This window comes from Calothrix sp. 336/3 (assembly GCF_000734895.2).
Classification (GTDB): domain Bacteria; phylum Cyanobacteriota; class Cyanobacteriia; order Cyanobacteriales; family Nostocaceae; genus 336-3.
The window spans coordinates 2,447,488-2,471,629 of record NZ_CP011382.1; the positions used below are offsets into that span (position 1 = coordinate 2,447,488).

The 24,142-nt window shown below is 39.7% G+C and carries 10 protein-coding genes; all 10 read right to left on the reverse strand.

The window, feature by feature from the left end; translation table 11 throughout:
• Nucleotides 1-14: 14 nt before the first annotated feature.
• Nucleotides 15-1,670, reverse strand: a complete 1,656-nt coding sequence (gene panP, locus IJ00_RS10275) for a pyridoxal-dependent aspartate 1-decarboxylase PanP (RefSeq protein WP_035152716.1) — start codon at nucleotides 1,668-1,670, stop codon at nucleotides 15-17.
• 44 nt (nucleotides 1,671-1,714) lie between these two features.
• Entirely contained in the window at nucleotides 1,715-7,666 is a 5,952-nt protein-coding gene (locus tag IJ00_RS10280; protein WP_052754440.1) for a non-ribosomal peptide synthetase, read from the reverse strand.
• Between the two features lie 72 nt (nucleotides 7,667-7,738).
• Nucleotides 7,739-8,992, reverse strand: a complete 1,254-nt coding sequence (gene ectB, locus IJ00_RS10285) for a diaminobutyrate--2-oxoglutarate transaminase (RefSeq protein ID WP_035152718.1) — start codon at nucleotides 8,990-8,992, stop codon at nucleotides 7,739-7,741.
• Nucleotides 8,993-9,032: 40 nt separating this feature from the next.
• The gene (locus IJ00_RS10290) at nucleotides 9,033-9,914 is read right to left on the reverse strand and encodes a cupin-like domain-containing protein (protein WP_035152720.1); all 882 of its coding nucleotides are present in this window, start codon (nucleotides 9,912-9,914) and stop codon (nucleotides 9,033-9,035) included.
• A gap of 68 nt (nucleotides 9,915-9,982) precedes the next feature.
• The gene (locus IJ00_RS10295; protein WP_035152722.1) at nucleotides 9,983-11,395 is read right to left on the reverse strand and encodes a condensation domain-containing protein; all 1,413 of its coding nucleotides are present in this window, start codon (nucleotides 11,393-11,395) and stop codon (nucleotides 9,983-9,985) included.
• Nucleotides 11,392-16,167 carry a non-ribosomal peptide synthetase gene (locus IJ00_RS10300; protein ID WP_052754441.1) on the reverse strand — a complete coding sequence of 1,592 codons (4,776 nt, stop codon included), beginning with the start codon at nucleotides 16,165-16,167 and terminating at the stop codon, nucleotides 11,392-11,394. The genes IJ00_RS10295 and IJ00_RS10300 overlap by 4 nt, the downstream gene beginning before the upstream one ends.
• Nucleotides 16,164-20,762, reverse strand: coding sequence for a non-ribosomal peptide synthetase (locus tag IJ00_RS27720; protein WP_046814790.1), 4,599 nt, complete (start codon nucleotides 20,760-20,762; stop codon nucleotides 16,164-16,166). Before IJ00_RS27720 ends, IJ00_RS10300 begins: the two co-directional genes overlap by 4 nt.
• A gap of 73 nt (nucleotides 20,763-20,835) precedes the next feature.
• Nucleotides 20,836-22,326, reverse strand: coding sequence for a 3-oxoacyl-[acyl-carrier-protein] synthase III C-terminal domain-containing protein (locus IJ00_RS10310; protein WP_035152723.1), 1,491 nt, complete (start codon nucleotides 22,324-22,326; stop codon nucleotides 20,836-20,838).
• A 63-nt stretch (nucleotides 22,327-22,389) separates the two neighbouring features.
• Nucleotides 22,390-22,794, reverse strand: a complete 405-nt coding sequence (acpS, locus tag IJ00_RS10315) for a holo-ACP synthase (protein ID WP_046814791.1) — start codon at nucleotides 22,792-22,794, stop codon at nucleotides 22,390-22,392.
• The gene (locus IJ00_RS10320) at nucleotides 22,791-24,128 is read right to left on the reverse strand and encodes an anthranilate synthase component I family protein (protein WP_238178491.1); all 1,338 of its coding nucleotides are present in this window, start codon (nucleotides 24,126-24,128) and stop codon (nucleotides 22,791-22,793) included. The genes acpS and IJ00_RS10320 overlap by 4 nt, the downstream gene beginning before the upstream one ends.
• Between the last annotated feature and the right edge of the window lie 14 nt (nucleotides 24,129-24,142).

Consider the following 24,142-nt stretch of genomic DNA (forward strand, 5'->3'; position numbering starts at 1 on the left):
CAACTCAATTTATACTAATTCTCTACATCAGCTAAATCTGATAAATAAATCTCTGACGCAATCTCAATCTGATCCTGCAAAACTGCATCAATATCATCTTCAGTTGTGAGTGGGTTTGCTAATACTGCTCGTAGTGCTACAATCGAAATTTCTTGACTAAAGCAATTGCTTGTTTTCATTGTCCGCGAGATAAAAGTACGTCCCGCTTGGCGTTGAGTTTTTTGCAGACGTTCATTTAATTTATTTATTAATAAATTGTCAATTTCTGTTAATTGCTTTTTAGCCACAAGCTCTCTTAAAGATTCGGGAATATAGCGATAAAGAAGCAAGTTAGTATCAGGTTCTGCTAGTAACTCAAACTCAGGCATTGAATGAATTTGATTAGCCATATATTGAGTTTTTCTAATACCTTCATCAATTAAAAATTCATATCCTTTACTACCAATTAAATTCAGTCCAGCGTGTAAGAATAACGCCATACCAGGACGAGAACCTTCCAAAGCGCGTTTACCTAAATCGAAAGACCCCTTACGCATGGTATAGCTAGCTTGTTTTTCAATTGATTGTGCCATTTGCGGTTCACGCAAAAATAGCATACCAATTCCCATTGGTAGATAAAGTTGTTTATGTCCATCAATGGTGACTGAATTAGCTTGTTCAATACCTGCAAGTTTATAGCGATGTTGTTGAGAAAAAACTAAAGGCCCTCCCCAAGCAGCATCTACATGAAAATGCACATTAGCTTCTTGGGCAATTTCGGCAATATCTAAGAGTGAATCTACACCGCCTGAATCTGTAGTACCAGCAATACCAATAATGGCAATTATACACAAGTTCTGCTCACGACATTTAGCCACGGCTTGATGTAGCGATCGCACTCTCACTCGATTGTTACTATCAACCGGAATTTTAATCAAACCCCGATTTCCAATACCTAACAAATCAGCCGCTTTATCAAAAGAAAAGTGCATTAATTCCGAGCCAATTATCACTGCTCCTTTATAGCCATAAAAATTTAATGCTGCGGTTAAACCTTCCTTTTCTACACCTAAAAAATCATCCTTCGCACCCAAAATAGCATTCCGAGCGCACCACATAGCAGTAATGTTTGCTGTTGTCCCACCAGATGTCAAAATTCCCAGTGTACTTTGACTATTTTGAATATGTTCAGTGTAAAAATTATCAGATAAATTATATATTTGTCGATGCAACATTGCTAAAGCTTGACGCTCGTAAAAACTGAGAGATTTTGCCGTCTCAATTTTCACAGAATTTTGATTCATTGCCGTCATCAACTTGGCTAAAGGTTGCACAAAATATGGCAGTGCTGATGTCATATGACCAATAAATCTTGGTGAAGCCGTATGAGTTGAATGAGCAATAACATTTTCAGCCAAATATTCCAAATAGCTAGTAAAATCAGCAGGATGACTCGGTACTTTACTATCACAAAACTTTGCCACCAATGAATCTAAATCAATATCACTACTAGCATCATCTGCCCCGATAAACTTATCAGATATTTCCTCAACATACTCATCTATATATTCTGAATCTGAATTAGACAGACTAAACAATTGCATAATCTGTTTTTCAACATCAGAAGGCAATATTTCCTCAGTCTCAAATAAGTAACTTTGTTTTGGCATTTCTGGTTTACTTAACGTCATCTTCCTATATTCCTAAATACTTATTACTTCACCGAAAACAACTCCTATTCCTCCTCTCTGCGTCTTTGCGCCTTTGCGTGAGCTTTCCTTCTAATTTCCTTACGTCGCTGTATAGATACCGACATTCCCACAGATAATTCTGCACTTTTTTCCTGACTAAAGAATATACCTAACTGGCTAATAGTTGGATATTGAAACATTTCAACCAAAGCAAAATCCTGTTGAAATACTTCTTGCAGCTTGCTATGAACTCGAATCAAAAGTAAAGAATGTCCACCAAGTTCAAAGAAATTATCATGTATACCCACCTCATCAAGCTGCAAAACTTCTTGCCAAATATCAGCAATAGTTTTTTCCGCCTCAGTTTGCGGAAGTAGTAATTGCTGTTCTAACTGCGGACGCATACCTTCTGGAATTGGCAGCGATTGATAGTCTACTTTACCATTTGGTAGTAGTGGTAAAGCTTCCAATCTCACAAAAACTGAAGGTAGCATATATTCTGGTAACTTCTCTTTTAGTAAGCACTGTAACTCGCTAATAATTACTTCTTTTTCTTCAGAAACTACATAAGCAATTAACTGCTGTTGTTCTTCTTTCACTACCACAACAGCTTCTCGAATTTTAGGAGATTGGCGTAATATTGCGGCAATTTCTCCCAGTTCTATACGAAAACCCCGCAGCTTAACTTGGTTGTCAATTCGTCCTAAAAACTCCAAGTTACCATCAGCTAAATAACGTGCTAAATCTCCTGTTTTATAAAGCGTTATTCCGTCCTTCGAGATAAATCTATTTGCGGTCATTTCTGGTTCATGAATATAACCTCTAGCCAAGCCTGCACCACTGACATATACTTCACCAGTTACGCCAATAGGAACAGGTTGGAGATATTGATCTAATACATGAATTTGGGTATTAGCGATCGCTCTCCCAATCGCCACTTGTTCAGGCAGTGGCTCTGGAGGAGTTATACTGTAACAAGTAACGTCTGCCGATACTTCGGAAGAACCGTAAAGATTTAACAAGGTACTATCCGGTAATATCTGACGAAACTGCTGTAACAAATCAATTGATAACGCCTCACCACTCGTTACCCACAACTTCAATTTTGGTAATCTTGCTTGTAAATTGCGGCTATCTAACAGCACCCGCAACAACGAGGGAACTAGCACCAGTCGGGTGACATGATGTTGAGCCAGGGTTTCCATAAATTGCTGTGGATCTTTGACAGTGCGATCGCCTATAATTACCGTCTTCACCCCTTGCAGTAACGGCCCAAAAATCTCCCACACAGAATCTACAAAGTTTAAGGATGTTTTCTGACAACAAACTTCTCCTTCTGTAAACGGATAAGTCTTCCACATCCAATGAAAACGATTGACAGCACCTTGATGTAAACCCAGAACTCCTTTAGGTTTACCAGTAGAACCAGAAGTATATATCACATAAGCCAAATTCTCGGCTGTAGTCCCACTCACAGGATTTTCTTGACTAGCCTGAGCAATCTGATCCCACTCAGTATCTATGCACACAACCGTCGTTTTGTCAAATTTATCAACAAATGACTCATGACAAATGACAAATGACACCCCCGCATCCGCCAACATAAACGCTAGTCGCTGCTGTGGGTAGGCTGGGTCTAAAGGTAAATATGCACCACCAGCCTTGAGAATCCCCAACAGCCCAACTATCATATCTAGGGAACGTTCTACACATATTCCCACCAATACCTCTTTTCCTACACCCAACTTTTGCAAATAATGCGCCAGTTGATTCGCACGCCGATTTAACTCTTTGTATGTTAGAGACGCGATATATCCCGTCTCTACATCTTCGCAAACCACAGCTACAGCATCCGGTGTACGTTCTACTTGCGCTACAAATAACTCATGAATGCACTCTTGGCGATATGCAGCTTGAGTATCATTCCATTTTGCCAACAGCGTTTTTTCCGCTTCACTTAACAAAGGTAATTCCCAAAGTTGCTGCTGAGGATCGCTGACAATTCCTGCTAGTAATATTTGCAAATGCTGTGCCATTCGCTGTATCGTATCAGCCTCAAACAAATCAGTGCTGTATTCAAAAGTCCCGACAATTCCCGCAGCCGTTTCTTCCATGAACAACGTCAAATCAAACTTAGCAGTACCGTTGTCATTTTCTAGCAAACTCAAATTCAAACCAGATAATTCTATCTCTGACATTGGTGCATTTTGCAGCACAAACATCACTTGAAATAGTGGTGCATAACTCAAAGAACGCTGTGGTTGTAATTCTTCCACCAGCAAATCAAAGGGTAAATCTTGGTGAGAATAAGCCCCTAAAGCAACCTCACGCACTCGTCCCAATAATTCCTCAAATGTAATATTACCTGCTAACTTAGTTCTCAACACTAAAGTATTCACAAAAAAGCCAATTAATCCTTCTATCTCAGCACGGTTGCGGTTAGCGATAGGGGAACCCACCACAATATCTTCATTACCTGTGTAGCGATATAGCAAAGTTTTAAAAGCTGCCAGCAACGTCATAAACAAAGTGCATCCCTGTTCCTGGCTGAAACTTTTTAATGCAGCAGTTTGTTCAGCAGAAATTTCAAAATTACAGTAAGCACCCCGAAAAGTTTGCACAGCAGGTCGTGTATAGTCTGTAGGTAATTCAAGCAGTGCAGGTGCGCCTTCTAAATGCTGTCGCCAGTACGCAAGTTGCGACTCTAAAACATCCCCTACTAACCAGCGTCGTTGCCAAGCAGCAAAGTCTGCATACTGAATTGGTAGTGCTGATAAATTAGAAATTTGCCCACTACAAAAAGCTTGATAAAGTGTAGAAAGTTCCTGCACAAACACACCTATTGACCAACCATCAGAAGCAATATGATGCACAGTCAATAATAGTAAATATTCTTGTTCACCCAGGCGTAATAACTTCGCCCGTAGCATCAAGTCTGTCTGGAGATTAAAAGGCTGTTGTGCTTCTGTTTGTGTCAGTTGTTCAATTTGAATTGTTTGTAAATCAGCCGCTAAATTACTCAAATCAACTATTGGCAAAGAAAAATTGGACTCGGATGCAATTATTTGCACTGGTTTTCCCGCCACTGTCTGAAAATTCGTGCGTAAAACTTCATGACGACACACAATTTCAGAGAAACTTTGCTGTAGTGCTTGTATATTCAGTTCACCTTGCAAGCGAAAAGCCGCACATAAATTATTAAAGGGACTATTTGGTTGCAGTTGAGTCAGGAACCACAACCGTTGTTGAGCAAAAGATAAGATTAATTCCTCATCTCTAGAAACCCGCTCAATGGGAGGAGCATCTAAACCAATTTCTGCCTTAATAATTTTGTCAATAACTGTTGCTAACCCGGCAATTGTTGGCTGCTCAAATAAGCGACGCAGAGGCAATTCTACCTCAAACGCCTGGCGCACTTTAGAAATCACACGAGTCGCTAATAGGGAATGTCCCCCCAATTCAAAGAAGTTGTCGTGAATACCTACCTTTTCTAGACTTAAAACTTCCGCCCAAATTCCCATCAGTATTTCTTGAATGGGAGTGGAAGCAGCAACAAAAGTCTTTTCACTCTGAAGTTGCGTAAAGTCAGGCGCAGGTAAGGCGCGACGGTCTACTTTACCACTGGGAGCTAATGGTAAATCATCCAACAACATGAAGGCTGATGGCATCATGTGTTGTGGTAATCTTTGTTTGAGTAGTTGCCGTAGTTCTGAAACTAAATCTGCTGAACATTCGATTTGAGGAACTACATAAGCTACCAAACGTTTATCACCATTATCTTCTCGCACGATAACTACAGTTTCTCGTACAGAAGAATGCTGACGCAGCATCGCTTCTATTTCTTCCAGTTCCACCCGAAAACCGCGAATCTTGACTTGATTATCTATGCGTCCCAAAAACTCGATATTACCATCAGGTAGCCATCTACCTAAGTCTCCAGTTTTATACATTAAATCTGGATTACCTGCTGGTAATTTTTTTGTAGCATTGGGAAAAGGATTAGGAACAAAACTTAATTTTGTTTTCTCTGGATTTTGCCAATAGCCATCTCCTACACCAATTCCTGACACACATATCTCACCGGGAAATCCGATAGGAACTAACCGCGTTTCTCGGTCAATAATATAGATATTTAAATTAGTTAAAGGCTGACCGATAGAAACAGTGCGTTGGTTTTCTGGTAAAGGTTGATCAATAATAAATTGAGTGATATCGTCCGCAGCTTCGGTAGGCCCATAAGCATCAGCTATTCTAATGGAGGGATACAAACTCAACCATTGATTAACTCGTTTTACAGAAACAGGTTCACCAACTACCATCATCCACTTTAAATCAGGTAACTGTCTTTGGTCTTCTGGGAGTTGGCAAATATAATCTATTAATCCTCCAAACACTGCGGGAACTAATTCCACCACAGTAATGCTTTTTTCTTGGATAACTTTAAACAATTTTTCGGGAATAAAACCTGATTCAGTATCTACTATAACTGTCTTACCACCAATCAAAAGCGGAGCTAAAAATTGCCAGACAGAAATATCAGTAGAAGAGGGTGCGCTTTGTAAAAAAACAAAATCTGCTGTTAACTCTAGTTCATCGAACTGAGCATATATGTGATTAATAGCCCCGTCATGTCTGACTATTGCGCCTTTTGGCAATCCAGTAGAACCAGATGTGTATAACATATAAGCTGCATCTGTACCTGTATTGCTGGTAATGAAAATATCAGTAGATAAATGCTGAAAATGCAGTTGATTATATATATTGATATCAGTTAATTCAGCATAATTTTTAAGATTTTCTGCGTTTTCTAAACAAACTAGAGATTTTAAATTTAGGTTATTTCCTGCTAAGTCTATAAACATATCTAAACAGGAAGAGTCTGTCAAAATGATTTTGACTTCACTGTTAGATACCATATATTTAATTCTCTCAGGTGGATACTGGCTATCAATTGGTAGATATGCTCCACCAGCTTTATAAATAGCAAGTATCCCGATTAAAAAATTAATGTCTCGCTCTTTGAGGATGCCAACAATTTCACCTTTTTTGATGCCTATATTTTGGAGTAATTTAGCTAATTGGTTAGCTTTGGCATTTAATTGTTGATAAGTTAACTGGCTATTTGCAGCCTCAACAGCAATTCTATCTGGTGTTGCTTGGGCTTGCTGGTCAAATAATTGATCGATTGTTTGCGTGATTGGATATTGTTTTGTTTTATGATTAAACTCTTCTAATAGCTGGTGCTGTTCCTCTATGCTTAAAAAAGATATATCGGTGATTTTAGTGTGATAATTGCTAATCACGCATTCCAGAACATTTAAATAAGATTTAATCAAACATTTAATAGCATCTTCTCGAAACAGATGCTCATTGTAATCTATTCTACCTAATAATAAATTATCTATAAGTTTGAATGATAATGTGACATCATTGCTGATATTCGTAATGTCATTTTGTTGATGAATATTTTCTAAGAGAAGAACAATGTCACAAAAGGGATAACGATTTTGCTGATTGGGTAAATTTAAGAGTTGCGTTAATTCATCAATGGGATAATTTTGATGACAATAGGCGTTGATTGTAGTTGCTTTAACTTGGAGCAGTAAATCTTTAAATGTTTGATTTTTATCAACGTTAATCCGCAGGGGTAAAACTTGATTTAAGTTGCTATCAATTTCTGTGAAGTGGTAAGCAGGAGAACCAAGAATATTATCAGTATTGCCAGTATATTTCTGCATCAATACACTGAATGCAGACAACAAAATTAAATATGTTGATAAATAAGAATTATTGCTGAGTGAGAGAATAGCTGCTGACAGGTGAGCAGATAATTGGAAACTAACTGATTTTTGCTTACCAGTGTAAATGGCTGGTCTAACATAGTCTGTAATTAAATTTGTCTCTGGTAGTTCATCAGATAATTGATTTAACCAATAAACTTTTTGTGTAAATAAATCTTCAGATGTAATTGTAGGTTTACTTTGAATTGCAACCATTATCTATTACCTTGTTACAAAATACTTGATGGAATATATCACGCAGAGGCGCAGAGAGGATGAGAGTTTGATTTAAGCTAGGCAATCATCAAAGGCTTGTTTGATAATGGAACACCCTTGCTCTAATATGGGCATTTCAATTGTTAAAGGTGGCAAGATTTTAATGACAGTGTTATTTCTGCCTGCTTTTTCAATTATTAATCCTAGTTCAAAACAGCGAGAGGTGATTTTCTTGGCTAAATTAGCATCGTCCAAGTGGGAAATATCAATGCCCCAAATTAAACCCATTCCTCTGATTTTTATTCTCTCACTAATTGAGGCTATTTGCTCAATTAAAAAATTATTCAGAAAAGATTCTTTGATTTTAACTTCTTTTTCTAAGTTGACAATTTCTCGATATTCCAGTGCAGCAGTTCCCCCAACAAAGGCTAATTGATTACCTCGAAAAGTGCCATTGTGTTCGCCAGGTTCCCAAATATCTAACTCTGGTTTCAATAATAATAACGACATGGGGAAGCCATAGCCACCGATAGATTTTGACAGGACTACCATATCGGGAATAATATTGGCTCTTTCAAAAGAGAAGAATGGCCCAGTCCTACCACAGCCTACTTGAATGTCATCACAGATTAATAAAATATCATGGCGATCGCACAAATTTCTCAGTCTTTGCATCCATTCTATGGGTGCGACAATTACGCCGCCTTCTGCTTGCACTGTTTCAAAAATAATGGCGGCTGGTTTTTCAACTCCAGAATTGACATCGTTGAGAACTGACTCGATAAATTCTATGGTGTCAAAGCTTTCCATAAAGCCGAAGGGATAGGGCATGAATGCAACATTACTTGATGTACCATAAGCCCCAGCTTTAATATCACGATTGCCACTAATGGATAAGCTACCCAAGGTCATACCATGATAGCCGCCCATGAATGAAAATATCCCTGGTCTTTTTTTTACCTTTCTGGCTAACTTTAATGCAGCTTCCACAGCATTTGTACCTGTAGGTCCGCAAAACTGAAGTCGATAGTCTAAATTTTTGGGGGTTAATACTGTTTCCGTGAACTTAGAGATAAATTTCTCTTTGGCAGATGTATGAAAGTCTAAACCATGTGCGATCGCATCTGCATCTAAATATGATATTACCTTTCGTTTAATGTAGTCGTTATTATGCCCATAATTTAACGCCCCTGCACCTGCTAAAAAATCAATATAAGCTGCTCCTGATTCTGAATATATAAAAGCACCTTTGGCTCTGTGAAATAAAGTTGGAAAGCTTCTGCAATAACTTCTGACTTTAGATTCTCTTGTTTCAAAGATATTCATTTACTTTTCCTGATTGCGTAATTAGATGCAATTTTGTGAATTATGAAATGTAATTTAGATAAGTTTTATAAAACTTAAATATTACTTGTGGCGGAATTTTCAAAATTAATCCTAGTGCTAATAAAAAGTTGTAATAAACATTTTTTAATGGCATACCTTTAGCACTAACGGCTAGACCTTGGATTACACTATATTGTGTGTGCCAATCAATATTAAAAGAAATGGATTTGTCCCAACTTCTCACATGGTGTAGTGTCCCAGGAGGCATATATAAAATATCTCCAGGATTCACAATTACTTGAATAGGTTTAGCATTTTGATAAAGTGGGTATTGCGCTAAATCTGGTTTTTCGGGGTCAACCTTAAACCACCGCCAATTATATCGATAACAATATTGAGCATCTTCCTTGAGAAACAGAGTAAATTGTTTCCGCCCAGAAATTTGAAAAAACAGATTATTTGTGAGTAGACAGTCAAAATGTAGCGGTGTCAAACTCCGAGATGGGCCGATAAAAAATTGGCAATAACGCCACCACTTATAACTATACCATTTTGGCAAGTATTCTAAAACAAATGGTTGAACATCTTTAACAAGTTCAGGAATTAAACTAAATAAAGGTAAGTCATGACAATAAGGGGGTAGAGTTTGCTGCTCTCCCTGTTCATATTTATTTAATATATCTGCATATTCTTGAAAATTAAAATTTTCTATTTCGATTTTACCATTGTGGAAATGTTTAGCATATATTTTCAACTCAGGGGCAAGTGATTGAAAATATGGCAACGACCATTTAGTAAAAGCATCCCAATTTTGAATTACACCAGAAATAACCACCGGTCGAGATTTATTAACATATTCTGATAAAAACTCCTCACCTGAAAGTTGATAACGTCGGTCAATTTCTAAATCAATAGTCAACATATCTTGTTTATATTTTATTAACTCTCCAACTCTGCGACTCTGCACCTCTGCGTGAACTAAATAAACACTTAATTACACATAGCTAAATCAAAATTAAATGCTGCTTCTTTCTCCAACATCAAGCTGATATGTCGTGCTTGCTCAGTAAGTAAAGATAAATCTTTCAACTGCACTTCGGGATTTGTGGCAATATTTTCCAGTAATATCTCAAAATGCCTGAGTATGCCATTAATTGTGGCACTATCAAAACTGCGAAAATCGTAACTAATGCCGATGCGTAACTGTGAGCCAGGATAGCCAACTACGTTAATAGCATAGTTGGTTTTGTAAAGATTCAAACTCAGTTCTATACTTTGTTCTCGCTCTTGCGATGCTTGGAGAATATCATCTACTGGTTGATTTTCAAATACAAAAATACTATCAAATAAAGGCGCACCTGGACGTAATTCGCTCCAACGTTGAATATCTACGAGTGAAGTATATTCATACTGCCTAATTTCTACTAATTGCTCTTGAAATTGTTGCAACCAAGGTAATAAATACTGATTTGGGTCTACTTTAACTCTCACAGGTAAGGTATTAATTAACATTCCTACCATCGACTCAGAACCTTTTAAATCTACGGGACGACCAGAAACAGTACAACCATAGACAATTTCAGTTTGACAAGTGTAGCGGCTAAGAAGCAGAACCCAAACAGCTTGAGCAATAACGTTAATAGTTAGACGATGCTGTCGTGCGATAGATTGTAATTTAGCTGTGGTTGCTTTTGAGAGTTTTATTTGTGGTTCATCATATCGTGCTTCTGGGTTATATAAGTTATCTACATACAAATTTTTTAGCGGCGTAGGTGCTTTTAATCCTTTCAGTATCCGTCGCCAAAACTCTTCCGCCTGTGATGAATCTTGTCGCCGCAACCAAGCGATATATTCTCGAAAAACACTACCTTTCCCTAAGTCGATATTTTGACCTTGACTATAGGCTGTGTATAACTCAATAACTTCTTTAATGACTAACGGTGATGACCAACCGTCAACAATAATCATGTGTGAACTCCAAATAAATTGGTAAGTATAGTCATCAAAGCGAATTAAAGTTACTCGCATTAAAGGAGCTTGGGATAAATCAAAGCCTTGCTCTCTATCTTTGACTAAAAAATCATCCAAACGTTTTTGCTGTTCTGTGGCTTCTATTCCTCGCCAATCATATTGCTTTATGGGGAATTTGACATTGCGATATACAACTTGTAGAGGTTTGTCGATATCTTCCCAATAGAAGCCGGTACGTAACATGGTATGTCGAGCTAAGACTTTTTGCCAAGCACTTTCAAAAGCAGCAAGATTTAAACTATTTCGTACCTTAAACGTAAAGCCTAATTGCGAAAAATAAAGTGTCACTTCCGAACCATAGACACAGTGAAACAGAATACCGTGCTGTAGGGGAGATAGTTCGTAAATATCTTGAACATTTTCTGTATTCATCTTACTTGCGATTTACCTTTGCGATTGAGTTTTGCCAAGAACTTATCTAGACTTTTTTGACTTAAATCTAGTTCGGGAAAATCAGAAGGGGTATAATTTTTTTCTTGAGTAGATTGGCAATGAGTAATAATGTTTGTTAAAGCTTTAACAAACACTTGGGCTAAATTTTCGATAGTGGAATAACGATGGATATTTTCGCTAAATGTCCAATCAAATTGCAGTTGATTATTAACTACTAAGCCGTTGATTTCTAGTAAGCTACTTCTTTTGTTGTGAGGACTGCTCATTAATCCGCTTGAGTTCTGCACAAATCGAAATAGCGATGAGTGAGAAAATGTCTGGTCAAATTGTCCTAGATAATTGAAGACTACTTCCGGTTCTGGACAGTTTTGTAATCCATTATCTTGAGTCAAATAACGCAGAATACCATAACCAATTCCGCGATGAGGAATAGCTCTTAGTTGCTCTTTAATTGTTTTTAATTCTTCCCCAGGATGAGATGCTTTTCCTAAGTCCAAAAGTACGGGGAAGATAGATGTAAACCAGCCGACGGTACGCGATAAATCTAAATCCTCAGAAATTTCTTCTCGTCCATGACTTTCTAGTGCTACTAATAAAGAACGTGTACCTGTCCATTGAGAAAAAGATTGTACCAACGCGGTGAGTAACACATCATTGATTTGGGTATTATAAGTTTGTGGTACTTCTTGGAGTAAGGCTTGGGTTTGTTCTATACTCAGAGCGATCGCAATCTTTTTCTCAGACGCTACAATATTCTCACCATCAACAAAATCCACTGCTAATCTCTGTTCTTGCCACTGAGTTAACCAATAATCTCTCTCTTTTTGCAGGTTAACAGATTGGGCATACTCATACAGATGTTCTGACCAAGATTTAAAAGAAGTCGTTTTCGCTGGTAACTGTACTTTTTTGCCTTGGTTTAACTGTTGATAGGCTGTTTGCAAATCTTCTAGGAAAACTCGCCAAGACACTGTATCCACAACTAAATGATGGATGATGAGTAGCAGGCGTTGTGGCTGCTGTATGCCAAAATTGTACACAGCAAATCTGGTTAGTGTTCCCACTGATAAGTCAAGACCAGTTTGTAATTCTGCCGCAGATGTCTGAAAAGCTTGTTCTTGTTCTGTCTTTGTCAGTTCTGAATAGTCAAAACGCTGCAACGATACAGGTGTATGAATATCAACTAGAACCTGCTGCCAACCCAAGTCTGTTTTCTCAAAGCACGAACGCAAAGCATCGTGATGTAATAGTAACTGCTGTAATGCCTGCTCTAATAAGTCTATATCAAGAGCTTGTGGCATTTCCAGCACAAACGTCTGGTTCCAGTGGTGCGGTTCAACTAAAGACTGTGCAGAAAACCAATGCTGAATAGCTGTTAAGGATACTGCACCTGTAACTAGTCCTTGTTCAATCTGGATTGCTGGTTTTAAAACTGCTGCATTTGCTAAATCAGCAATGGTTTGATGCTGAAATAATTGTTTAGTTGTTAACTTTAAATTAGCTTGGTTAGCTTTAGCAATAATTTGAATAGCAATAATTGAATCGCCGCCTAACTCAAAGAAATTATCTCGGATACCAACTGGGTGAACACCTAGAACCTCTGACCAAATTTGCGCTAGTTGTAATTCTACACTGTTGCGTGGTGGGACAAAGTTTGTTTCTTGTGTGAGACTAGATGTATCTGGCGCAGGTAAAGCGCGGCGATTAATTTTACCGTTAGGGGTGAGAGGTAATGTTTCCAGGTTCACAAAAGCACCTGGAACCATAAAATCGGGTAATTTCTCTTTTAAAAAACGGCGGAGTTCATTAGTAGTAACCTGTTCCTGTTTAGACACAACATAAGCCACTAACCTTTTATTACCTGGTTGGTCTTCGCGGACAATTACTGCTGTTTGCTGCACTTGGGGATGTTGACTGAGTACCGCCTCAACTTCTCCGATTTCGATGCGGAAACCGCGAATTTTTACCTGCTCGTCAATCCTGCCAATAAATTCAATATTGCCATCGGGTAAATAACGAGCTAAATCACCAGTTTTGTAGAGGCGTTCTGCCTTCTCAAAAGGATGGGAAATAAATTTTTCTTCAGTTAAATCTGAGTGATTTAAATAACCTTTGGCTAAATTAGTACCACCTATATATAGTTCACCAGTCACACCAACTGGGACTAATTGGAAGTGTTGATTTAACACATAAGTCTTAACATTAGCGATCGCTTTTCCAATGGGTACAGATTGAGATGGATTAACTGGTACTTTATAAACAGTTGCAGTGACGGTTGTTTCGGTCGGCCCATAAGCATTGATTAGCTGTAAGCCACCTATTTTCTGTTGCCAAATCGCTACTTTTTCTGAATGTGCTTGTTCTCCACCGATAATTACCAAGCGCAGAGAATCAGGAATTGCCAAATCAGTATTTGCTAATTCAGCCATCCATTGCTGCCAGTACGCTGTCGGTATATTTAATATTGTTAGATTCCAATCTTGGCACTTTTGCAAAAACGCAGGTACAGAAGCTAACATTTCATCTGTGCGTAGTACCAAAGTTGCACCGCTAGTCAGACAAGGATAGATTTCTTCTGCTGCAACGTCAAAACTAATCGAGGCAAATTGCAGAATGCGTTCTTTGTGAGTAATTTCATATTCATCCTTGATTGTCTCTGTAAAACTTACCAGAGACTGGTGTTGAATCATCACACCCTTGGGTTGACCTATAGAACCTGATGTGTAAATTACATAGGATAAATTTTGAGGTGTAATATTATTTACTAAGTTTGCCTGACTGTATTGTGAAATCTCTTGCCAGTCTTTATCTAAGCAGACTAAATTTGTCTTCGACGTTGACAGATTTTCTAGCAACTTTTGTTGAGTTAACAACACTGAGACTTGAGAATCCGCAAGCATGAAACTTAATCGCTCTACCGGATAACCAGGATCTAATGGCACATAAGCACCACCAGCTTTAAGAATCCCCAATAATCCCACAATCATTTCTAGGGAACGTTCTACACAAATCCCTACGAGTGTTTCTTTTCCTACACCCAATGTTTGCAAATAGTGCGCCAGTTGATTAGCTCGCTGGTTTAATTCTCGATATGTCAGAGACGCGATATATCGGGTCTCTACATCCTCAAAAACTACTGCTACAGCTTCAGGTGTTTTTTCTGCTTGAGCCTCAAATAGTTGATGAATACATTGATCTTGGGGATACTCAGACTGAGGATCGTTCCACTCTACTAGTAACTGATGGCGTTCTGCTTCAGTCAACAAGGGTAATTCTGAAATTGGCTGCTCTTGATTATTCACAATTCCCCAGAGTAAAGTCTGGAAATGTCCTGCCATTCGGGCAATTGTGTCAGCATCAAACAAGTCTGTATTGTACTCAAACTTTGCCAATAACCCTTGCTCCGTTTCTCGCATTCCCAAGCTGAGATCAAAATTAGCTGAGGTTAATGGTATTTCCAAGAAGCTGAGGGTGAGTCCTGAAAGCTGTACCTCTTGTTTGGGTGCATTTTCGAGGACAAACATCACCTGAAACAATGGTGTGTGAGATAAATCCCGCGTTGGCTGTAATTTTGCTACCAACTGATCGAAGGGTAAATCTTGGTGATTGTATGCTTCCCACGCGACATTCTGCACTCGCTGTAACAACTCTCGAAAAGTCGGATTCCCCGATAAGTCGGTACGCATCACCAAAGTGTTAAGAAAATAACCAATTAGCGATTCTAATTCCCGGCTATGACGATTAGCAATGGTCGTACCGACACAAATATCATCTTGGTTGGTATATCGATATAGGAGTGTATTAAATGCTGCCAGCAGGGTCATAAATAAAGTTACCCCTGACTGCTGACTGAGGTGTTTTAACTTGGTAGTTAAGTCTTGGTTGAGTTCTAAGGTAATGATATCTCCCCGGAAACTTTGCACCGCTAATCTTGGGCGACTGGGTAATTGTAATACAGGTGGTGTATCACTAAGTTTCTGTTCCCAGTAGCGGAGTTGTTCTGGTAATAATTGTTGCAACTTGTGATGCTGCCAATAAGCAAAATCCGCATACTGGATGGGTAATTCTGGCAAAGGTGATGGCTTACTGAGAGAGAAAGCCTCATAGATGGCTGCTAGTTCTTGAATGAAAATTGTACTTGACCAAGCATCAGCGATCGCATGATGAATAACAAACAATAATACATATTCTGTCGGCGCAAGTTTCACTAAAGTAACTCGCAGTAATGGCCCCTCTGCCAAGTTAAAAGGACGTTGGGATTGAGCCACAGCAAACTGCTGGAGTTCTTGCCATTCTAAAGTTTCTACCGCCAGTGTGAAAGTTGCTTCAGTGGCTATTGCTTGAAATGCTTGCCCATTGATAGTTTTAAATGTAGTGCGGAGAATTTCGTGCCGTCTAATTATTTCCGTCAATGCTTGCTCAAGAATGGCTACCTTGACTACACCTTGCAACTTAATCGCAAATAATTGATTGTAAGCAGTACTACCACCTTCTAATTCGTCGATAAACCATAGTCCTTGTTGCCCAAAAGACAAAGGTAAATGTTGATTGCGGGGAACTGGTTTGATTGTTTCTTGAGTAGAACTAGGATTAAGAAACTGGATGATTTCTGCTTTACGTGCAGCTATCTCGGCTTGTAATTCGGCTGTGAGTACATCTTTAGGGGCGTTACAGCGCAGGCGTTCTCCATCTAACCATAGCCTGATATCTAAATTACTTAATTCAGACAAAAACTCTGCAATTAATTTCATAGTTCCACCTCCACGCGATGATCTAATGCTTCATTAATCGGGGCTTGGAGTTTTTGCGTTGTTTGCAGAATCTCGTCAATTGACTTCGCCAAGCTAGTTAGATTTGGTGCTTGTAGTAGATTCTGCAAAGGTAAATTAACTGGGAATTTCTCGCGCATTCGAGCAATAACCTGCGTTGCTTGTAAAGAATCTCCCCCTAATTCAAAGAAGTTATCGTTAATTCCCACTTTCTCAACTCGCAAAACCTCTTGCCAAATATTGGCGATGATTTGCTCAGTTTCCGTTTGCGGTGTGACGTAGTTGCTTTTGAGTTGTGTCCGCAGATTTTGTAATTGCGGTAAGGCTTGACGATTGACTTTACCATTCGCTGTCAGTGGTAGAGCATCTAGCAAAATAAATTCGCTAGGAATCATGTAATCAGGCAATTTTTGCTGTAAAAAGCTCTTGATTTCTTGCTTTTTAAACTTCTGTACAGATGCAGAACCCCGCGCCATAAACGTATACACAGCCAAAAAGTCAGCAATCGAGCCTGGTTGATTAAATACTGTGCAATCTGTAAATCCTTGCGCTAGTAAAACTTCTTGCCATTGCTTGGGCGACAAGAGAGGATGAGAGCGTAATGAAGTATCTTCAAAGCGGTCAAAACCTTGTTGCAATCCCATAAATAGCTCCCAGAAGGGATGCAGTTTTGTTGGTTCTACAAACAGCAACAAACCATTAGGGGCTAAGAGCGATCGCATATTCTCCAAAGATTCTTGGATATTGCGCGTAGCATGAATTACACCACCAGCAATAATCACATCAAAACTGTGGAGTTCATAGCCTTGTTCTTGGGGCGACTGTTCTAGGTTAAATAAAGCAGTTTCTAAGAAAGGATAGTGACCAAAATCTTGCTGTCCTAACTGTAGGAAATACTGTGATATGTCGGTATAAACGTATGTAGTTTTTTCCGGTGGTAAAACTGGTAATACTTCCCTTGTCACAGCCCCAGTTCCCGCGCCAATTTCTAAAATTCGCAGGTTAGTATTTGACTGCCAAGACTGGGCAAGGTGATGTAAAATTTCCCGAATGACTAAACTACCCGCTTGAAATTCTTTGCGATACAGTGCCGGAATTTCATCTGTAGCAATAATTTGAGCCGAGTGAATATTTTCGGTGAGAATCGCTGCCAGATTTTTGGCCGAATTCACCAACAATTCGACTGTATTTTGATTGTAGTCAAGAATGGGCGCGGCTTCTGATAAAATCTTGGCTAACAATTCTGTCGGGAAGCTATGAGGCAGAAGTCGAGTATTAACAAACTTGTCACCATCTACTTGTAACCATCCCAAACCGACCAAGAAAGATAAAGCGCGACTTAGCCATTGACGATAGCGGGGTTTAATCTGACCTCGCTGCATCAATTCATCGAGAGAATACGCCTCATGGAGTTGGGTATAAACGCCAAACTGATGAAAGGCAATGCTTACAGCGTAGGTATAAAGCGGGTCTAGATGTTGTTGCCAAAAAGCTGCAAAAACTTCTGGTTTCACAGCATCTAAGTTTTGTTGGGCGATGCTTGTTCCCTTTTCGACCAAATTCTGCCATAAATGTTGTGTTTCGCCACTATCTGCCATTTCTGTTTCAAATAGCGTTTCTGCTTGCTGTTGATTCGACACTATGCAGGCAATAATTTGTTGATGAGATTGTTCGACACTGGGAACTGTGATGGCGATCGCCTCTTTTACCCCTGGATGCTGTTTGATAGCGGCTTCAATCTCACCTAATTCGATGCGATAACCCCTGATTTTGACCTGGAAATCTGCCCGTCCTAAAAATTCAATGTTCCCATCGGGTAAATAACGACCAAGATCCCCTGTGCAGTAAATCCGTTCTTGGGTGCGGGGATGGGTAATAAATTTAGCCGCCGTTTTTTCGGCATCACGCCAATAACCTTGCGCCACCTGCACACCAGCACAATACATTTGACCAGGAACCCAAACGGGACAATCTTCTAAGGCTTCATTGAAAATATAGTATTTGGCATTAGCCATCGGTGTTCCATAGGGAATACTTTGCCAATTTGGGTCAACCTCTGTAATTAAATAACCAATATTCCAAATCGTGGTTTCTGTAGGGCCGCCAATACTCAATATTTGGACATCTGGTACTAAAGTTCTCAGGCGGTCAGGAAGAGACACCGGTAACCAATCACCACCCATAATTACCAAACGCAAGCTATCAGGGATAACTACAGATTGACTCTCGGCATATTCCACCAACATCTGCATCATGGCGGGGACGGAATTCCACAGCGTCACTTTCTCCCGCACCATCAACTCAGCCCAGTGTGCTGGGTCTTTCACACCACAAGCATCAGGGATCACAATTGCCCCACCTGCACACAACAAACCAAAAATGTCATATACAGACAAGTCATGGTTTAACGCCGTCACCGCTAAAATTCTATCTTGACAACCAATATTGAAGCGTTGGTTAGTGTGGACAACGACATTAACAACATTGCGATGACTAATCATCACCCCTTTGGGTAAGCCTGTAGAACCAGAGGTGTAAATAACATAGGCTAAATCATCAGGAGTTTGTGCTGGTTGTAGCAGTTCGTGACTTTCTTTTTCCAGTTCTTGCGTATCTATGCACAGACGTTGAATTCCTGAAAGCCAATCTAATTTCTCATCCAACCAAGATTGAGTCAGCACAATTTTGACTTCACTATTTGCTAACAGATAATCTCGGCGTTGTTGTGGCAAGTTTGGATCTATCGGCACATACGCCGCACCGGAGGCTAAAATCCCCATAACAGCAACAATTTGCTCCCAGCCCTTATCCATGACTACGCCTATCAATTGGTTAGGAATAGCTCCCAGTTGCCGCAGTTGATGACCTAGTTGGTTAGAGAGTGTGTATAACTCTTGGTAAGTTAAGGTGCGCTGAGAGGAAATGACGGCTGGTGCTGTTTTGCGCTGCTGTGCTTGCTGGGCAAACATTGTGTGCAGCATTGCGTCGGGAGTGGGTGCGCTTGTGGCGTTAATATTATGGCGTTGTGCTAATTGTGGGGGCGGAATTAGTTGTTTATTAGTTTCTAACCAAGCTGATTCAGAATTAGCTAGTTGTTTGAGTAAACCAAAATAAGCCTCAAACATATCGCTAATTAAGCCTTGTGGGAAGAGTTCTTCCACCACATCCCAGTTACAAGTCAAAGTCTCTTTTTCTTCCCAAACTTGAATATCCATCCAAGCTTGTGACGCTTGACTGATACCGTAAACCAACTCGCCAAAGTGGCTAAAGGTTAAGGTTTCTTGTCCCAGGGAACTAAAGCCGAGGGTGCTAGTAAAGACAATTGGCATAGCACTGGGTGCTGTACCTTGTCTGCGGGCTAGTTCTCGTGTGACGCGCACACCACTGATGTAGCGATGTTCTAAATCTTGCAATAGTTGTTGTTGCAGACGGCGCGATCGCTCTCTAAATGCTTCAGGCTGAGAATTATCTACAGCTAACAGTGTGACAGAGGTAAAGTCCCCTAAAATATCGTTAACTTGGGGATGTAACGGTAGGCGATTAAATAAGGCTAAATTTAAGGTAAATTGCGGGCTTTTACTCCAAAGCGTCAATATTTCCGCAAAAGCAGCCAGTAAAACCCCAGAGGGAGTTAACCCAGCATTTGCCGCACGTTGCTTTAACTGCTGCCATTGTGTTGGTTCTAACCGCCCTTCATAACGCTTGTTTTGGTGGTGTTTGATTTGTTTGGGATTTTTAGCCAGTGGTAAATCTGGGGCTGGTGGTAACTCGTCTAGACGATTAAACCAATAGGCTTGCGATCGCTTATATAATTCTGTCTCTTGTAAGCTTTGTTCTGCTAAAACATAATCGCGGAAGGAAATTTCTAAGGGTGGTAATGGTTCCTCTGGATGCTGATAAAGTTGAAACCATTCATCAAATAGGCGGAACAGACTCCAAGCGTCAAATATTTGCAAGTCAAAACTCACGTGTAACCGAAAACTCTCTTCTGCCAAACGTGTGACTCTAAACTCAAATAAAGGCCAGCGATCACTCGGTATGACTTGATGAGACATTCGCTGACGCACTGTATCTAATTCTGCATTGGCAATGTCTTCTGTTTTGCCTCTTAAATCTAAAACTTCTAGCGTATAAAAGGGTACTTGCTTTAAAACTTGCTGCTGTCCGTTCGGTAAGACTATTGCCCTTAGCATATCGTGACGCTCTATGACTTTTTGCAGCGCCAGATTCAGTTTTTCTATGTGTAGATATTTACATTCAATTTCGTAATAACCATGATTAGCTACATTTCCCAAATCTAGTACGCCACTGCGTCCTACCCAAAAAGCGTACTGCATATCAGTCAGAGGAAAAGGCTCATAACGCCACTCTGGTGCTGGCTCAATTTTGGGTAAAGAGGTGGTACTTGTGCCGTTTTGTTGGAGTAATGTTAGTAATTCGGCTTTATGCTTCGCTAATGAATCGCGTAGTTCTGGGGTAATGACTCCCTTTGGTGCATCAATATCTAGAGAGTTGCCATTAGCAGATAGTTTTACACCTCGATGGGACAGATCGGTTAAAAGTGAATGTATATTCATAGGGATTTATGTTTTAAATTTTTTCACGCAGAGACGCAGAGGCGCGGAGAAAGTAAGGGTTGAGAGTTAAATATTAAAGAGTCAATTTTTCTCTTTCTTCGCTGTTATAAATTACTGTTGAGTTGGATGTGAAAAGTTGAATTACAGCTAACTGATTGAGCAACAGTTCAATTAAATGATTGAGATTATTTTCACCAAATAATTTCTCTATAGATACTTGCACTTTCAAGTCATTTTCGATTTGAGTTTTGAATAAGAAACCTATCAATGAGTCCAGCAATAGAGCCAATGGTTGCTCTGGATTAATTTGCAATACAGGAATCTGTAAAGAATGACTCAACCATTCCAACAAATAGGTTTCTAGCATTTGCCGTTGTTGTTGCACAGAAACAGTCAAAAGTTTCTCTCTGGAAATACTGCTTTTTTGTATTTCTGCGAGATGAATTTTTTTTTCCTCTTGAATCAGCCCCAGAGGAGGCGTAGGAACAGAACCAAGTGCGACATCACCCCAGCGCATGATAGTTGCCGCAGCCGTAGCTGATGCACCTTTCGTATAAACTAAAACCAAGCTATTTTCGCTAATTTTACCCTCATAGGCAGCATGATATAAATTAGCGATCGCCATTACCGGGCCAATATTGGCATATCGTGAATACAAATTGATAGTTTTTGCTGCGTTTATCCCTAATGCTTGCGTACAAACATCGGCATACCAAGCAGTAGGCGTGTTGAACACAAAGAAATCTATGTCAGCCAAAGTTAATCCAGCCGCCGCCGTCGCACCTTCGCAACAAGTACGCACAAAATCTACAGAGGTTTCCGCGAGTGTACTAACATTCTCACCTGTACGAGTCCTGATTTGAGGCTGTCCTTGAGCATCTGTTACCAATTCATGCACATAAGCCCCACTAGTTGCAGCCGTGCTGACAATTTTACTAGCTAAGATTCCTTGATGTGGTTTCAGCCTATCTACTATAAAGGCTCCAGCAGCATCACCCATAGACCAAGAGAGGCTATCAGTTTCCTCTACTGTTTGAGAACCTATATGGGAGACAACAACCAAAGCATTGCGATATGCTCCCGTTTGAATAAGTGCATGGGCATTTTGCAAAGCTACCAAAGCACTAGAACAAGTTGACTCTAAATTCCAAGCCGGACAGTGCAATCCTAATTTCTGAGCCAAGTAAACAGCATTACCATGTCCCACCTGTTCCGGAAATAGAGAAGCCACAATCATCAAATCCACCTCTTGGGGAGAGAGTCGTGCAGCTACTAGTGCATCTTTAGCCGCCCGATATTCCAGAGTCAGCGAAGATTCATCAATATCAACTACCCGACGTTCAACATTACCCCGAAATGGATCTGCTAAATATGGCGCGACAGCTTGTGACCAAATATCTAGAACATTAGGAGTAGAAGAGGATTCGCTAGACACAGATAGCCTTACCCTTCTTGGCTTTTCCTGTGGAATTAACTCCGGAAACTTCTCTAGCCAATACTCATTTGAACGGATAATGCTACCAAAACTAACAGCAAGTGAGCGAATACCGATTGCATCATTCATGATAATTCTAAATACTTTGCGTTCCTCTGCGCCTAACTCAGCGTTCCTCTGCGTTTAAAAACCTCAAATAGTATTGAGAGCGATCGCACTCGCTGCGGCATAATCAGCTACATGAGTAATGCTCACCAACCACTTAGCAACCCCTAAACAGTTAGCTAGTTCCCGATATTGACCATGCAATAATACTGATGGTTCACCTGTGAGTAGTCGCTGCACTTCTATATCCAGCCAAGAAATCTGTTGATTTAATTCCATCCCCAAGGCTTTGAGAATTGCTTTTTTGGCACAAAAACGACCCGCAAGCTGTTGAACCCCAGGCATAATACTCCGTTCACTGGCTCTAAAATACTGCATAGCAAAATTTTCCTGGGATTTTTCTATGAGGGTTTTGATATCAGCAGTCGCTACTATTTCTATGCCATAACCGATGATATAAGGAGTATCAGGTACAGTCAGTATTGCGTTCATGTGGCTTCAGACTCCAATACTACATTCGTCAGCATAGTATTCATCTTGTTGACGGACTCGATATACTCTTTTTCTGGTACAGATTCGGCAACAATCCCAGCACCAGCATTTAAGTAGATATGATTACCGTACTGATAAACAGAACGAATTGCGATCGCTAAATCTCCTGTACCACTACTATTTAGCCAGCCGATACCCCCCGCATAAATTCCTCTGGGTTCGTCTTCTAAACGGTCAATCCATTTGAGTGCTTGTTGTTTATCAATTCCCGAAACGGTAATCCCTGGAAACAAAACTTTCAAAGCATCCCACAGGGTTTTTCCTGGTTGTAGTTGTCCGCCGACTCTCGATGATAAATGCTGCACACAACGATATTTTTTCACTTCCATGAAGTTGAACACTTGAATACTACCTGCTAAACACAGAGAAGCAATTTCACTTTGGGCTAACCAAATAGAAAGAGCGTGTTCTTTGACTTCTTTGGCATCAATAAATAGTTCGTGTGTGAGTTGTATATCTTCTGTTTGATTTTCGCTTCTCGGTCTGGTTCCAGCTAGAGGATTAGTCACAATAAAACCATCGTCATAAACTTCAATTAAAGTTTCTGGACTAAAGCCAACTGCCCGGACATCTCCGATATTCAAACAGTAGGAACGCGCGGCATTATTAACTTTGGCTCCAACTATATAGGTTCCCAATACATCTAAATTACCAGGAATTTTCACAGAGCGAGAAATAATTGCTTTCTGTAATTCGTCCTTTTGAATGGCTGTGATTAACTCGCTAATCTTTTGCTGATAATTTGTGCGATCGCTAAAATCTAATCTCAAATCAGCAGCTTGATAATCTGGCAATTGAGCATCTAAAAGTAAAATTTCTTCAACTTGTTCAAGAGATTTTGTACTTTTGATACACACCCCTTCATCAGTGAATATCAGTTCAATTTCTGGAATTAGAAAATACAGGCTGTCTTGCTCGATGGATTTAGCATAATCTGAATAAAATCGAGCCATATCAAAAGCAACGTAGCCATAAGCTGTCCAATCTTCAATCGGCAATTTCGCCAACATTTTCTCGACTTGCTTAAATGGCTCAGTTGCTGGTTCTGAGAAAGATTTACCTACACCTTTCACAGAAACTAAATCTCGTGAAACTGATACTTTCGCTAATTCATTACCAGCAATCCTGATTTCATTCTTACCCTCATACAGAACATAATTATCAAAGATTCCAGCCTTTAGGAAATTTTGCAAAGCTACAAGATGATTCCTCCGACCAGAAATAAATTTACGCTTGTATTTGATTGCTGTCTGAAACTCTAATACCATCATCATTCCTCTGTTGGGAA